The sequence below is a fragment of the Nocardia sp. NPDC049149 genome (genome assembly GCF_043197455.1).
Taxonomy (GTDB): Bacteria; Actinomycetota; Actinomycetes; order Mycobacteriales; family Mycobacteriaceae; genus Nocardia.
Map to the genome: position 1 here is coordinate 132961 of NZ_JBICTD010000013.1, position 15190 is coordinate 148150.

Genomic DNA, 15190 nt, shown 5'->3' on the forward strand with positions numbered 1-15190 from the left:
CTCAGGCACGGGTTACTGTGCGGGAGATGAGCATCGAATTCATGCTGACCACGCTCGTCATCGTCGCCACCCCCGGCACCGGCGCGCTGTACACCCTGGCGGCCGGCCTGTCGCGTGGCACGAAGGCCAGCGTGATCGCGGCGTTCGGCTGCACGCTCGGCGTCGTCCCGCACATGGTCGCGGCGATCACCGGCCTTGCCGCACTGCTCAACACGAGCGCGGTGGCCTTCCAGACCTTGAAGTATCTCGGCGTCGCCTATCTGATCTACATGGCGTGGAGCACATTTCGCGACAAAGGCGTGCTCGCCGTGCCCGAAGACACTGCGGGGCAGGCGCAGTCGGCCCGCAAGGTGATCACCTCCGCGGTGCTGCTCAACGTGCTCAACCCCAAGCTGACCATCTTCTTCTTCGCCTTCCTCCCGCAGTTCGTGCCCAACGGATCGCCGAACGCGTTGGCGCGCATGCTCGAACTCAGCGGGATCTTCATGCTCGCCACGTTCGCGGTGTTCGCCGTCTACGGGGTGTGCGCGGCCGCCGTCCGCAACCACGTCATCTCCCGGCCCGCGGTGGTGACCTGGATGCGCCGGGTGTTCGGCGTCTCCTTCATCGCGTTGGCCGGGCGGCTCGCGGTGCAGAACCAGTGAGTCAGAGTTCCACGCGAGACCAGGGCAGCGTCTGCATCCTGGTGCGGTCGTCGGTGGCCCAATCCCAGATGAGCGCGGACACCGTGGGCGCGTCCAGCACCGTGGTGCCGAAGTGCTTGTCCGGGGAGCCATCTCGGTACTCGAGGGTGAACGCGCCGGTCCGCTCCCGGTAGGTCTGCATGTAGACCTGCTCGTCCCGTTCCACCACCAGGTAGGGATTCGGCGGGGACAGTTCGGAAACCCACTGATCGGCAAGGGTTTTCGTCAGGTACGGGAATTCGCCTGCGCCGCCGTGGGTGACTGTGGCAGGCACATGCCCGGCCGGATCGATCAACCAGGTCAACTGCGGGTCGTAGACCGCGTAGCCGAGCGGTGTTGCGATCGAGAAGACCAGCTGCCTGACGAACCCGATCGCGTCGTACGGGCAGGGCACCTCGAGCACCGCGCCGGTCGGGGCGCCACCCAGCGGCGCGACGCTGAGGAAACTGTCCGCCTCGGGCAGGGCGTCGTTGTGTTTGTTCAGCTCCGCCGCGATCTGCGCGACCACTCCCTCCTGGGGCAATCCCATCTGGGTACTCAAATAGGCGTCGACCTCGGTGATCGATGACGCGACACCGGACGGCAGCAAGATGTGGTCATAGCTCACCCGGATAGGGTACGGGGCTGGTCAGGCGCGGCGGCGGGCCACGTCGGGCTCGGCACACCCACACCCGCCCGCGACGTCCCCACACTCGACCACAAACGTATGCCGCACATAGTCGACATCGACACAATCCCCGTCGGTGCATTCGGTCACCCTGCCCGCATGCACAACGAGGGTGCCGTGGCAGTGATCGACAGCGGATTCGCAGGAAGCACAATCCAGCGCACGCATAAGAACCTCCCGATGAGATCGGTTCGTTCCCCTCCTGTCTAGCACTCCCACCAACCCCACAGTGGGACCTCACCACCGTGTGTCGCACAACGATCTAGTTCCCGCATCTCGAGATACCTCAAAACCCTTCGGCCTTAGACATTTTCACCTTCGGACAGTCGATACCGACATGTTCGGCCGCCCGATCGTCGGACAACTGGTCAGGCAGAGCATTCGCCGTCACGAAAGATCGAACGCAGCGCGGAAAGCGGGACGCGTGGGTGGACGGTCGATTGAGCGTGTCGAGCTCCGCCAGCAGGTACGGGCGCACGAGATCGGGGAGAGTTGTGTCGACCTTGGCTGGGTCGCACAGCAAGTCCGTGATCTGGAGTTACTTGCCACGCTTGAAGTCAAAGGTGAAGGTGGCAATCTGCCCGTTCGGGTGCACGCATGTCAGCCGAGGAGTTCGTCCAGGAAGAGGGCGGGGAGTTCGATGTCGCCGGTGTGGGCTGCAGCGGTGGGCATTTCGGCGTGCAGGACGCGGAGGATGGAGACGACGCCGGGGCCTGCGTCGAGGAGTGGGCGGGTCCAGCCCAGGTCGGCGCAGGTGGCGGCAGCGGGGAGGAGCAGGCCGGTGGCCTCGCCGACCCAGCCGGAGGCGGCCAGGCATTCGGCGAGGAGCAGGGCAGCGTCGAGTTTGGCACGGGGGCGGCGCTTTTCGAGCATGCGTCCGTGTAACGCACGGGCTCTGCGGACGGCGCGATCGTCGGCGCCGAGCCGACCTTCGGCGAGCAAGGCGCGAATGCCTGCGATTTCTTCCGCTTCCGCGGCGAGCACGGCTGCGCCGGTGATCCGTTTCAGTGGCGCGGCGGGTTCGGCGGCCTCGGGGATGACGTCCGCAGGGTCGAGCGGAAGGCCGAGGCGGAGCCGCTCGGCGCGGATGTGGGCCGCGAGCCGGTGCAGACGGTTGTCGGCGGCGATACGGGCGCCTTCGTCGAGTCGCGCTGCGGCGGTGAACAAGTCGCCGCGCACCGCTTTGACGCGGGCGCCGATGACGAACGTCGCGATCAGGAAATCCGGCGGACCGACCCGGGCGACGAGCTGGTGGCTTTCGTCGAGCAGTTGGTCTGCGGCGTCCAGATCGCCTCGGCGGTAGTTCAATTCACCGAGCAGCGCGGCGGACACCCGGACCGCATGCGAGCGCGGACCGGACCGCGACTTGGCGACTTCCCACGCCTCCTGGAAACACTCTGTCGCGGTGGGGATATCGAGCTGCTCGTAGGCTGCGGCGCCGCGCCCGCACAGCCCGAAGACCGCACCGAGCGGATCCTTGGACCTGGCATGGTATTCCGTGGCCCAGTCCTGGATCTCGCGGGCGCCGTCGAAGTCGAACTCGCACAGCCGGACGAAGGAGGTCAGGTTCGCGGCGGTCGACACGGTCCAGGCGGGGAGCTCCTCGGGGTTCTTCATGCAGTCCGCGATCCGTTCGAGCACACCGTCGGTGTGATCGCGGGCGATCTGGTCGGCGGCACCGAGCACGGCGGCCTGGCACCGCTGCTGGTCGACGTCCTCTTCGGTGCCTGCGCCACGCGCGAGCAGGTTCGACAGGCGACCGAGTGCGGAGCGGGCCGCGCCGGACTGCTGCAGGTTCACGTTGGCCCGCGCCACCGCCATCAACAGCTTGGATCGCGAAGCCACCTGCTGCATCGGCAGTTTCGAGACGGTGCCGAGCAGGGTCGCCAGCCGGGACCGGTCGATGAGGTCCATGCCCCCGCCCTCGAGCAGGTCGAGTGCCATCTTCAGGTCCGTGGCCGCGAGCGCGTGATCGACGGACTTGCGCAGCAGCTGATGCTCGGCATACCAGCGGGATGCCTTGCGGTGCAGCGCCTTCAAGCGGCCGGGATGCTCGCGGTCGAGCCGGGCCCGCAGATGTTCGGCGAACAGCGGCTGCATCCGGAACCACTCCGGATCATGCTCGATCCGGCGCAGGAACAGCTCGCGCTGCTCGGCCTGCTCCAGCAGCGGACCCGCGTCCTCGTCTTCCGACAATGCGTAGGCCAGCGATGCGCTCACCCGCTCGGTCACCGAGATCGACATCAGGAACTCGAGCATCTTGGGTTCCAGTGTGTCCAGCACGTTTTCGGCGAGGTACTCACGCAGGCCGTGGTTGCCCTGGGACAGATTGGCGATCAGCTGGGCCGGGTCGGCGTTGCCCCGCAGCGACAGGCTGACCAGCTGGATCGCGGCGGGCCAGCCGTCGGTGGCCGCGTGGATCTCGGCGACCTGAGCCTCGGTGACCGGAAATCCGTGCCGCTGCACCAGGACCTCGCTGATCTCCTCGACGGTCAGGCGCAGGTCCGCCGAGCAGATCTCGACCAGCTCGTCGTGCACCCGCATCCGGCCGGTCGGCAGGCCGGACTGCTCCCGGCTGGTCACCACGAACCGCAGATGGTGACATCCGTTGTGCAGCAAGGCATCCATCGCGCGGTGCGCGCCCGCGTCGGTGACCCGATGCCAGTCGTCGACCACGACGACGAGCGGGCTGCCGCCGGAATGAATCTCGTCGATCAGCGTCGAGATCACGAAAGTCGCCGCGTCGGCGGGCCTTTCCTCGAGCACCTGATCCAGGCCTGCGCCGACGTCCGGCCGGACCCGACGGATCGCCTGGATGAGATGGGCGAGGAACCAGATCTCGTTGTCGTCATCGTGATCGACGCTGATCCAGGCCACCGGGATGCCGCGCTCGGTCAGGTCGGTCCGCCACTGCGCGGCCACCGTGCTCTTGCCGAAACCGGCGGGCGCGTGGATCACCGCGAGTCTGCGGCGACCGCCTGCGCGCAGCATGTCCAGCAGCCGGGGACGCGCCATCGGCTCGCGGGCCGGGGTGGGCGGACGGAATTTGGTTGCCGCGGTCGGCGGCAAGGTGGCGGCCGAGCCGGTGGCCCCGGTGTGCTGGGACACGGCGGGCCGCAACGTCAGCGGCCAGCTGCGCCTGGCCGTCACCGCGGGCTTGGACTTGGTGTCGGTCGAGGAATCGTCGGAGTGCTCGATCGGCTCCGGGGCGGCCACGGTTTCCAGCAGCGCCATCTCGTCGGGCATCTGCTCGTTGTCGCGCTGTACCGAACGCAGCAGCTGGCCGAAGTCGTAGGCCGTCGGCGGCCGGTCGTCGGGGTCGGGGGACATGGCCCGCTGGATCGCGTCGGCCACGTCGGGCGGGATGTCGTGCTCGCGCAGATCGGGCACCGGCTGGGTGGTGATCCGCAGGAACTGCGCGACCACCTTCTCCCCCGCCTGCCTCTCGAACGCGGCATGCCCGGTGAGCAGGGCGAACAGCGTCGCGCCGAGGCCGTACACATCAGAGCGGACGGTCGGCTCGTCGCCCTTGAGGACCTCGGGGGCGGTGAAGGCGGGCGAGCCGGTGATCAGGCTGCTCGAGGTCTGGAAGCCGCCGGGAATCCTGGCGATGCCGAAGTCGGTGAGCTGTGGCTCGCCGTAGCCGCTGAGCAGGATATTGGCAGGCTTCACGTCCCGGTGCAGGATCTGGGCCCGATGCGCGCTCTCGATCGCGCCCGCCAGCTTCACCCCGGCCCGCAGCGAGTCTGCCCAGGTCAGCGGGCCTTGGTCGCGGATGACCTGCTCCAGCGAGCCGCGGGTGCAGTACGGCATCACGATGAACGGCAGTCCGGTCGCGGTCACATCGACCTGCAGAATGTCGACGATGTTCGGGTGGCCGGACAGCCTGCCCATCGCCTGCTCTTCGCGCAGAAATCGTTCGCGGCTTTCCAATTCGATTTCCGAGGAGAGCACCTTCACCGCGACGACCCGCTGGATTGCCCGCTGAATGCAGCGATAGACCACCCCGAAGCCGCCTCGGCCGATCTCCTTCGCCTCCGAGAGGCCCATCGCCTCCAGTTCGTCGGCGATTCCGATGGGTCCGTGGCGCTGGGTGTCCGAGTCGGCCGAGGTCGTGTCCGGGCTGACCTTTCCCGAACGCGTCCGTGGATTCATGTGACCACCTCGAACTCACATCGAATCGGCGTCACCGGCGACCAACAGGTGCGCCGACCTCCGGACACCCCGGTTACCCCCGCGATGTCCGATATGTCTGCGCATACTCCAACGTAGCGCGGTGCGGCATCCGGTGGGAGAAGTTTCGAAACAGCTTGATTTCCCACCTCTACCCTCCGGAAAATTCGCCCGGTCAGCGCTCGGCCGCCGGCCTCGTATCGGGCGCGAACAGGAACGAGATCCGCTCCATTACATTCTGCCGCTTGGTGTTGTGGAAGGCCGCGATTTGCCAGCGACCGTCGGTGCGGACCAGCGTGTAGGTCTGTGTCTTCGACAGCTCCGACGGCGATTTGCGCTCGCCCTTGTAAGTGTCGCCCCGGCTGGTCACCACGGCGGTGTCGGGACCGTAGAACCGGATGTCGAGGTAGGAGTCGGCCAGCTCGGTGCCTTTGAGAAACCCGCTGAACAGGGCACGGTGGCCCTCGGTGAGGTCGGTGCGGCCCTGGTAGTGCGTGCCGACATAGCTGGTGTACGTGGCGTTTTCAGTGAAGATCCGGCCGTAGGCGTCCGCGTCACCGCGGCCCCAGGCGGCCGTGAGTTCGTCGAGAAGGTCGCAGACCTCCTGCACCGATTGCGGTGGGGCGGCGGGGCCGGACGGGATGACCGTCCGGCACTCGGTGGTGCCCAGGTTGTGCACGTCGGAGGTCTGGTCGAGCCAGAGGTAGCCGCCGCCCGCGGCGACGCCGAGGGTGATGGCCGAGGCGGCGAGGACCCGGGTGATCGTCCGGCGCCGGGTCTTGGGGGCGTTCTTGGTGTCAGCGGCTTGAATGTCGGTGGTGTTCATGGGTTTCTCCGTGTCTTCGCGTGCTTGATGTCTTCGCGTGTTCGGTGGTTCAGCGCTCGGCGGCGGGACGTGCGGCCGGGGCGAATCGGAAGGTGAAACCCGCCATGAGCTTGTTGCGCTTGGTGTTCTGGAAGGCGGCGATCAGCCAGCGTCCGTCCTGACGGACGAGGGTGTAGGTCTGCACCTTGGTCAGCTTCTCCCCAGGCTTCGGCTTGCCTTTGTAGATGTCGCCGCGGCTGTTGAGGACGGCGGTGTCGGGTCCGTAGAAGCGGATGTCCACCACGTCGTCGGCCATCTTGGTGCCCTTCAGGAAGCTGCCGAACAGGGCGCGATGGGATTCGACGATGTCGGCGCGACCTTGGTAGAGGGCGCCGAACCAGGCGGTGTAGGTGGCGTCTTCGGTGAAGACCGCGCCGTAGGCGTCGGCGTCGCCGCGGTCCCATGCCTCGACGAGCTGGGCGAAGACGGCCGCGATCTCCTGGCGGGCGGTGTCGTTGCTGTGCATGATGTCCTCCGTGCTAGATTTCTTCTTAGAAGATCCTTCTGCTTCTAAGAAGTTTCTTCGTTGAGGAAGAGATTAGGAGATGGAGGTATCCCGTGTCAACACCCCCCAAGCGTTCCCAAGCAAGCGAGGTCTACCAGCGCTATCTGAGCGCGGTCATGCTGCACGGACAGGCGGGCGCGCGGGCCGTCGACCTCGGCGCGACCGACCTGTACGCGCTGAACATCCTGGAATTGACCGGGCCGATGACGCCGGGCGAGCTCGGCACGCGCAGCGGACTGACGACCGGGCCGACGACACGGCTGATCGATCGCCTGGAAGACGCGGGGTATGTGCGGCGCGTCGCCGTACCAGGCGACCGTCGTAAGGTGCTCGTCGAATTGGTGGGCGCGCCAGCAGAATTGGACACGGTGCTGGCTCCGGCTCGCCGCCGGATCGGCGAGATCATCAGCGAATACACTCCCGAACAGCGGGAGGTGCTTTTCGACTACTTCACCCGCGCGGCCGATGCGTTTCGCGAGGCAACAGAAGACTTGCGCGCCAACTGATCACGGCACCCGGTACGAAAAATGGTCGCGGGCCGGTGCCACGTCCCGGAAGATCATGCCGACGTTCCCGGACGGGGCACTAGCGCACCGCGAGGGCGATGAACTGGGTGATCTGGTTGTCCGCGAAGTTGTTGTCGCTCACCAGGATCAGCGTGCGCTCACCGGAGGGCAGGCGCGGGCCCCACGTCATGCCCTCGACATTGTCGATGGCGGACAGGCCGACGTCGGACAGGTCGACGAGCAGGCGTTTGGTCGCCGGGCGGGCCGTGCCGATCGGTGCGTCGAGGATGTTGGTGGCGGCGCCGAGGTCGGCCTCGTACACCTTGATCTTGTTGCCGACCCCGGCAACGAAGGACCGTTCCAGCACAAGGATTTTCGTCGGATCGACGGAGTCGACGGCCAGCACCGAGGTGATTCCGTTCATGCCGGTACCCGGTTGCGGGCTCGACTCGGCGAAGACCGGATCCATCGGATAGGCGTACTGCGCCAGCAGCTGACCGGTCCTGGCCTGCACCGTGATTCGCGAGGCAGCACCCGCCGTCGTGGTGGCGAGCGGACCGTCCTGCAGCAGCGGACCCTCCACCGCCGTGACGAACAGCGCACCGCCCGCGGCGAACGTCGCCCCCTCCAAGGCCATGTTCTGCCGAGGACCCGAATTCGGCCGCATCCGTTCGTTGTCCGGGATCGGCAGCTCGGCCGCGAACGCGCCGTCCGCGCGAGCGACCCGCACCGAGGGATCGGCGAGCACGGTGTCGGTGCGGTCCCCCTCCTGCGTCCAGAAGTAGTCGCCGGTCCACGGATCGACCCGAATCTCCTCGGGGTCAACCGACTTCGGCGCGTACGCGGCGCCCGCGGCGGTCAGCAACGGCCGGGTTCCGGTGAACTCCACCGGGCCGACGCCCTTCTCGTCCACGGTGAAGCGCGCGGTGTAGAACCGAGCCGGATTGCGCTCCGAGCGATCATCGCTGATCAGCACGTAATCGCCGGTGCGCGCATCGAAGTCGATCCCGGACAAGCCGCCGACCGAGGTGCCGTGGAAATCCAGGTTGTTCGGGACGATCCGCTCGCCGAGCAACCGCACCACGGATCCCGCCGCGGCCGAACCCTGATCCGGCGCCGCGATCGCCGTCGGCGTCACACCGAGCGCCACCGCGATGGTCGCGACCAACAGCGTTTGCCCACGTCTGGCCTGTCCACGTCCTCGCACCCGCACTACGCTAACCACGATGCGGTACCGGCAGGTGAACAACACCCCAACGCGCCGGACAACGCGCCCCGAAACGGCGAAAGCCCGCCACCGCGAATCGCGATGGCGGGCTTTGCCGTTGGTGCCTTACTTACGCAGCGAAGCCGGAACCTCGAAGCGCTCGCCGTAGGTCTTGGCGAGGTAGTCGGCGCGCTCGACGAACGCGGCCTGCCCACCCGGGTAGCCGACGATGAACTGGTGCACACCACCGGTCCAGGCCGGGAAGCCGATGCCGAAGATCGAGCCGATGTTGGCGTCGGCGGTGGTCTCCAGCACGCCCTCGTCGAAACACTTCTGGGTCTCGATCGCCTCCGCGAACAGCATGCGGTCGATCAGATCCTGCAGCGGCACACCGAAGTCCGCCGTCGTCTTGAAGTGCTCACGCAGGCCGGGCCACAGACCGGTGCGCTTGCCCTCTTCGTCGTACTCGTAGAAGCCCGCCTTCTCCAGGCGACCCGGACGACCCTCGCCGACCATGTAGTCGATGACGTCCTGCGCCGGGTGGCGCTTCTTGCCCATCGTGGTGTCGCCGTGCGCGGCGGCCTCGACGGTCTCCTTGGCGATCTTCTGCATGAGCTTGAGGTTCAGCTCATCCGAAAGCTGCAGCGGCGCGGCCGGGTAGCCCGCCTGCAGACCCGCCTGCTCGATGGTCGCGGGCTCGATGCCCTCGGTGAGCATGGCGATCGCCTCGTTGACGAAGGTGCCGATCACGCGCGAGGTGAAGAAGCCACGGCTGTCGTTGACGACGATCGGGGTCTTCCTGATCGCGAGGGTGTAGTCGAACACCCGCGCCAGCGCCTCGGGCGAGGTCTTCTCGCCCTTGATGATCTCCACCAGCGGCATCTTGTCGACGGGCGAGAAGAAGTGGATGCCGATGAAGTCTTCCTGGCGCTTCACGCCGGCCGCGAGACCGGTGATCGGCAGGGTCGAGGTGTTCGAGCCCAGCAGCGCGTCCGGGGTGACGATGTCCTCGATCTCCTGGAACACCTTGTGCTTGAGCTCGGTGTTCTCGAAGACCGCCTCGATCACGAAGTCGACGCCGTCGAAGTCCTTGGCGTCGGCCGACGGGGTGATCAGGTCGAGCAGCGCCTTGGACTTCTCCTCGGTGGTCTTGCCACGCGAAAGGGCCTTGGCCTCGATCTTCTCGGAGTAGTTCTTGCCGCGCTCGGCCGCCTCGATGGTGACGTCCTTCAGCACGACCTGGTAGCCGGCCTTGGCGGAGACGTACGCGATGCCCGCGCCCATCATGCCCGCGCCGAGCACGCCGATCTTCTTGATGTCCTTCTTCGGGACATCCTTCGGGCGCGAACCACCGTTGTTGATCGACTGCAGGTCGAAGAAGAACGCCTGGATCATGTTCTTCGCGACCGGACCGGTCAGCAGGTGCACGAAGTAGCGCGACTCGATCAGCGACGCGTTGTCGATGTCGACCTGCGAGCCCTCGACCGCGGCGGACAGGATCGCCCGCGGCGCAGGCATGTTGGTGCCCTTGAGCTGCTTACGCAGGTTGGCAGGGAACGCGGGCAGGTTCGCCGCGAACGCCGGGCTGGACGGGGTGCCGCCCGGGATCTTGTAGCCCTTCTTGTCCCAAGGCTGCACGCCACCCTCGGGGTTGGCCTTGATCCACGCCTTGGCGGCGGGCACCAGCTCCTCGATCGAGCCGACGACCTCGTTGACCAGACCGATTTCCTTGGCCTTGGTGGCGTTGTACTCGTTGCCCTGCAACAGGACCTGCATCAGCGCGGTCTGCAGACCGAACATGCGCACGGTGCGGGTGACACCGCCACCGGCGGGCAGCAGGCCGAGCTTCACCTCGGGCAGGCCGATCTTCAGGCCACGCACGTCGGCCGCGATCCGGTAGTGGGTCGCGAGGGTGATCTCCAGGCCGCCGCCGAGGGCGGCACCGTTGATCGCGGAGACGACCGGCTTGCCGAGGGTCTCCAGCCGACGCAGCGCACCCTTGATGGTGCCGAGCTCGTCCATGAGGGCCTGGCCGTCTTCCGGGCCGACCTTCATCATGTTCTTCAGGTCGCCGCCCGCGAAGAAGGTCTTCTTCGCCGAGGTCAGCACGACGCCGGTGATGCTGTCCTTCTCGGCTTCGAGCCGATCGACGGTCGCGGACATCGACGTCTTGTACAGCTCGTTCATCGTGTTGGCGCCCTGGTTCGGGTCGTCCATCGTCAGCGTGACGATGCCGTCCGAATCCTGCTCCCAACCGATCATGTTGGTTTCGGTGCTGGTCACAGCTCTGTGTCTCCCTTGATTCTCAGCTGTCGGTTGGGGTTAGACGCGCTCGATGATGGTGGCAACGCCCATGCCGCCGCCGATGCACAGGGTGATCAGCGCGTAGCGGCCGTTACGGCGCTCCAGCTCGTCGACCATGGTGCCGGTGATCATCGCGCCGGTGGCGCCGAGCGGGTGGCCCATGGCGATCGCGCCACCGTTGACGTTCAGCTTCTCGTCCGGGATGTTCAGGTCCTTCTGGAACTTCAGCACCACGGAGGCGAACGCCTCGTTGATCTCGACCAGGTCGATGTCGTCGAGGGTCAGACCCGCCTTGGCCAGCGCCTTCTTGGCGGCCGGGGTGGGGCCGGTGAGCATGATGGTGGAGTCGGCGCCGCTGGTCGCGGTCGCGACGACGCGCGCACGCGGGGTGAGGCCGGACGCCTTGCCCGCCTCTTCGGTGCCGATGAGCACCAGCGCGGCGCCGTCGACGATGCCCGAGCTGTTGCCGCCGTGGTGCACGTGGTTGATCTTCTCGACGAAGTAGTACTTCTGCAGCGCCACCGCGTCGAAGCCACCCATCTCACCGATCACGGCGAAGGACGGGTTCAGCTTGGCGAGGTCCTCGGCCGTGGTGCCCGGCCGCATGTGCTCGTCCTTGTCCAGCACGACGATGCCGTTCTGGTCCTTGACCGGAACGATCGACTTGGCGAAGTAGCCGCCGGTGGTGGCCTTGGCGGCCAGCTCCTGCGAACGCACCGCGTAGGCATCGACGTCATCGCGGCTGAAGCCCTCGATGGTCGCGATCAGGTCGGCCGAAATACCCTGCGGCACAAAGTAGGTGTCGTAGTTGGTGGCCGGGTCGAGTGCCCACGCGCCGCCGTCGGAGCCCATCGCCACGCGGGACATGGACTCGACGCCACCGGCGATGACCAGGTCGTCGAAGCCGGAGCGCACCTTCTGCGCGGCCAGGTTGACGGCCTCGAGGCCGGAGGCACAGAACCGGTTGAGCTGGAAGCCGCCGACGGTGTCGGGCAGGCCTGCCACGGTGACCGCGGTGCGGGCGATGTCCATGCCCTGGTCACCGACGGGGCTGACGACGCCGAGGATCAGATCCGAGATCCGGTCTTCGTCGAGGTTGGGGAAACGGCCGCGCAGCTCCTGGACCAGTCCAACAGTCAAGTCGATCGGCTTGACCGAATGCAGCGAGCCGTTCTTCTTGCCGCGGCCGCGCGGAGTGCGGATGGCCTCGTAAATGTAGGCCTCTGTGGTCATATCGGAGTGTTCCTTCCTTAAAGGTGCGGCGGCCGGACTTCGTCCGTCCGAGCGCTCTGTGCTGCGACACCGCCACTGCGGTGCGGCTGCGGGTAACCTCGCCGACCGGCCATGCGACCGACCGTCCTGACGCTGTACAAAACGCGGCATGCGACGGCGGACGCAGGAACCAAGTCGCCCATACGCCTGGGCATACCATAGAACCTCGTCGTACCGGAGCTCACGGCCACCCGTTCATACTACCGTGGTGTGCGAACTCCGGTTAACTTAACGTCGTGGCGGCGGTGGTTGTCAACCACTCAGTCGTGTGGCCCCGAGCTCACTCTTCAGCAATTCGAGGGCGACCTCGTCGGGGTCGCGACGATCCTCGGGCGCTACCGGAACCGCTGCGGCGCGGATCATCTCCTCCTCGTCCTCCGGCGTGGTCTCCGGCACCGCCCGGTCGGCGGCCCAACCACTTCCGTTGTCCGCCTCTTTGCCGACCGCTGGCTGCGCCGACTCGGGCGGCGCCGCATCAAAAGGGCCGGGATCATCCGGTAGATCAGGAAAATCGGGCGGGGGAATGTCGTCGTCACCGCCGAACGAGCGCGGTTCGGCACCGCCCGCCCGAGCCTTGCCCGCACCGGGAGCCTCGTCCCCGGCGGCCTTCTTGGCCTGACTCGGCCGGGAGAACCGCGGCGGCGCAGGCGCATCCGCGCTGCGCCCGCCCGCGTTGCCGGATTCACGCCCCGACTGCTGCTCCGCCCCCCGTTGGCGGTTTCCCTGGCCGCCCGCCCGCGGCGCCGCCGCAGGTCGTTGCGCCGCGCCGCCCGCTTCCCAGCGCACATCGTGGTCTCGCCCGAGCACGGCTCTGACCGCGGAGCGCACCGCCTCCAGGTTGCGCGGATCCGAGAGCCGCTGTGCCAACGGCGCATGCTGATGCGCGAAGACGATGACATCGCCCTCGATCCGCGCCACCGAAGCACCGGCCAGCATCGCCTGCACCGCGGCTCCGAACTCCCGCACTTTCGCGCGAATGTCACCCCAGGCCGCCTCGACCTCACGCAACAGGTCCGTGCTCGCTCCGGCAGGCGCGGCCGCAGGCTCGGGCTGCGCGGCAGCGGGGACCGGTGTGGCAGCGGCGTGTTGCTGTGGTGCTGGCGATGCCTCCCCAGCCGAGTCGGCTTGCGCGGCAACAGGGGCTGCCGCCGGATCACGATCTTCTCCAGCAGGCTCAGCAGGTGCCGCGTCCGGCGACGCGTCCGCGTCCGGCGACGCGGCGACAGTCGGCTGCGGGGAAAAGGCGAAGGCCTGCGCAGGCTCAGCAACCGGACGGTCAACCGACTCGTCCGGGGAAACCGCCTGTGCGACTTCCTGTTCCGGGGCGCCGGCACTCGACGCCTGCTCGCCGGAACCTGCCGGAACTTGCCCGGCCGCCGGAGCTCCCTGCGCCGATGCGGCAGCATTCGGAGAGCCTGCGGGCTCGGACTCGCCCTGCTGATCGCTCGATCCGCCTGGCGCAGCAGATCGACCAGCCGCGGGCGCAGCTGCCTGGCCAGGCGTGCCCGGTGCCGCACCGGCTCCGGCGGTATCCGCCGAATCAGCCGCAGGATGCGGAGCCGCAGCGTCGTTCGAAGCCGCAGCTGTCGGGCCTGCGGTCTCGCGGCGGATGGCCGCCAGCGCTTCCGCTCCTCGCCTGCGGTTGGGCTCAGCCGGTGGCGCGGCCGCCGGTCGCGGTGTCGCTGCGGCGGGCGATGCCGCGGGTGCCGCGCCCGATGGGGCTGGTGCTTGCACCGCACCGCCCGCGAATCCACGCTCGAGCCGTTCGAGGCGCTGGAGGGTGGCGGATTCCGCGTCGGAGACCGAGGGCAACAGCATTCGGGCGCAGACGACTTCAAGGAGCAGGCGCGGGGAGGTGGCGCCGCGCATCTCGCCGAGTGCCTCGTGCAGGAGTTCGGCGTAGCGGGTGAGCGTGGCGGGGCCGAGGCGTTCGGCTTGGTCACGCATCCGGTCGAGGACGTCGCCGGGGCCGGAGACCAGGGCGCGCTCGACGGCGTCGGGGACCGCGCGCATCAGGATCAGGTCGCGCAGCCGTTCGAGCAGATCGACGGCGAAGCGGCGCGGGTCGTGACCCGCCTCCATCACTCGATCGACGGTGCCGAACAAGGCGGCGCCGTCGTCGGCGGCCAGCGCCTCGATCGCGTCGTCGATCAGCGCGACATCGGTGACGCCGAGCAGCGAGACCGCCCGCGGGTAGGTGACACCTTCGGGGCCGGCACCGGCCAGCAACTGGTCGAGCACGCTGAGGCTGTCGCGCGGCGAACCACCGCCTGCGCGAATCACCAAGGGGTACACCGCCTCGTCGACCGGCACCTGCTCCTGCTCGCAGATCTTGCCGAGCAGCCCGCGCATGGTGGCGGGCGGTAGCAGCCGGAACGGATAGTGATGGGTGCGCGAGCGGATGGTCGGCAGCACCTTGTCCGGCTCGGTGGTGGCGAAGATGAAGATCAGGTGGGCAGGCGGCTCTTCGACGATCTTCAACAGCGCGTTGAAGCCCGCCGTGGTGACCATGTGCGCCTCGTCGACGATGAACACCCGGTATCGGGATTCCGCGGGGGCGTAGAAGGCACGATCGCGCAGTTCACGGGTGTCGTCGACGCCGCCGTGACTCGCGGCGTCGAGTTCGGTCACGTCGAGGTTGCCCGTGCCGCCGGGGCCGAGCGCGACGCAGGAGGGGCAGACCCCGCACGGCGTCGAGGTCGGGCCGTCCACGCAGTTCAGCGACCGCGCGAGGATCCGCGCCGAGGAGGTCTTGCCACAGCCTCGCGGTCCGGAGAACAGGTAGGCATGACTGATCCGTCCGGTGTCGAGTGCGGTACTCAGCGGGTCGGTGACGTGCTCCTGACCCACTACCTCAGCGAACGTTGCCGGTCGGTACTTCCGGTACAGAGCCACGGCCAGAGATTACCGGCGCACACCGACAAAGAACATTCCCGCTCCGCGCGGGGCCCGGCGCGCCGGAGCCAAGCCGATCCATGTGACGTAGATCACAAGATTCCTCATCCCTT

The 15190-nt window shown here is 67.6% G+C and carries 10 protein-coding genes; 2 read left to right on the top strand and 8 right to left on the bottom strand.

Features of this window, described 5'->3' with window-relative positions; genetic code table 11:
* The first annotated feature begins 26 nt into the window (after positions 1–26).
* Positions 27–644: a LysE family translocator gene (locus ACGFNJ_RS38555; protein ID WP_393460322.1), complete on the top strand. Its 618-nt coding sequence runs from the start codon at positions 27–29 to the stop codon at positions 642–644.
* A 1-nt stretch (position 645) separates the two neighbouring features.
* Here the strand turns inward: ACGFNJ_RS38555 and ACGFNJ_RS38560 are convergent, their stop codons facing one another.
* The 4 genes from ACGFNJ_RS38560 to ACGFNJ_RS38575 all read right to left on the bottom strand — a co-directional run bounded on the left by ACGFNJ_RS38560 (position 646) and on the right by ACGFNJ_RS38575 (position 6854).
* A complete protein-coding gene (locus tag ACGFNJ_RS38560) occupies positions 646–1290 on the bottom strand; it encodes a hypothetical protein (RefSeq protein WP_393460325.1) in 645 nt (214 codons plus the stop codon).
* A gap of 660 nt (positions 1291–1950) precedes the next feature.
* The gene (locus ACGFNJ_RS38565; RefSeq protein ID WP_393460328.1) at positions 1951–5505 is read right to left on the bottom strand and encodes a protein kinase; all 3555 of its coding nucleotides are present in this window, start codon (positions 5503–5505) and stop codon (positions 1951–1953) included.
* Positions 5506–5698: 193 nt separating this feature from the next.
* Complete coding sequence (locus tag ACGFNJ_RS38570) at positions 5699–6349, bottom strand: SgcJ/EcaC family oxidoreductase (RefSeq protein ID WP_393460331.1); 651 nt, start codon at positions 6347–6349, stop codon at positions 5699–5701.
* A gap of 49 nt (positions 6350–6398) precedes the next feature.
* Positions 6399–6854: an SgcJ/EcaC family oxidoreductase gene (locus ACGFNJ_RS38575; protein ID WP_393460334.1), complete on the bottom strand. Its 456-nt coding sequence runs from the start codon at positions 6852–6854 to the stop codon at positions 6399–6401.
* Between the two features lie 92 nt (positions 6855–6946).
* Between ACGFNJ_RS38575 and ACGFNJ_RS38580 the strand changes: the two genes are divergently transcribed.
* Positions 6947–7399 (top strand): MarR family winged helix-turn-helix transcriptional regulator, encoded by a 453-nt coding sequence (locus ACGFNJ_RS38580; protein WP_393460337.1) that lies wholly within the window; start codon positions 6947–6949, stop codon positions 7397–7399.
* 79 nt (positions 7400–7478) lie between these two features.
* Here the strand turns inward: ACGFNJ_RS38580 and ACGFNJ_RS38585 are convergent, their stop codons facing one another.
* From ACGFNJ_RS38585 to ACGFNJ_RS38600, 4 genes are all read right to left on the bottom strand, one after another.
* On the bottom strand, positions 7479–8606 hold the full coding sequence (locus ACGFNJ_RS38585; protein ID WP_393460340.1) for an esterase-like activity of phytase family protein: 1128 nt from the start codon (positions 8604–8606) through the stop codon (positions 7479–7481).
* Positions 8607–8732: 126 nt separating this feature from the next.
* Positions 8733–10868, bottom strand: a complete 2136-nt coding sequence (locus ACGFNJ_RS38590; protein ID WP_393460563.1) for a 3-hydroxyacyl-CoA dehydrogenase NAD-binding domain-containing protein — start codon at positions 10866–10868, stop codon at positions 8733–8735.
* Positions 10869–10928: 60 nt separating this feature from the next.
* The gene (locus tag ACGFNJ_RS38595; RefSeq protein ID WP_069165731.1) at positions 10929–12143 is read right to left on the bottom strand and encodes an acetyl-CoA C-acetyltransferase; all 1215 of its coding nucleotides are present in this window, start codon (positions 12141–12143) and stop codon (positions 10929–10931) included.
* A 291-nt stretch (positions 12144–12434) separates the two neighbouring features.
* Positions 12435–15077 carry a DNA polymerase III subunit gamma and tau gene (locus ACGFNJ_RS38600; RefSeq protein ID WP_393460344.1) on the bottom strand — a complete coding sequence of 881 codons (2643 nt, stop codon included), beginning with the start codon at positions 15075–15077 and terminating at the stop codon, positions 12435–12437.
* Between the last annotated feature and the right edge of the window lie 113 nt (positions 15078–15190).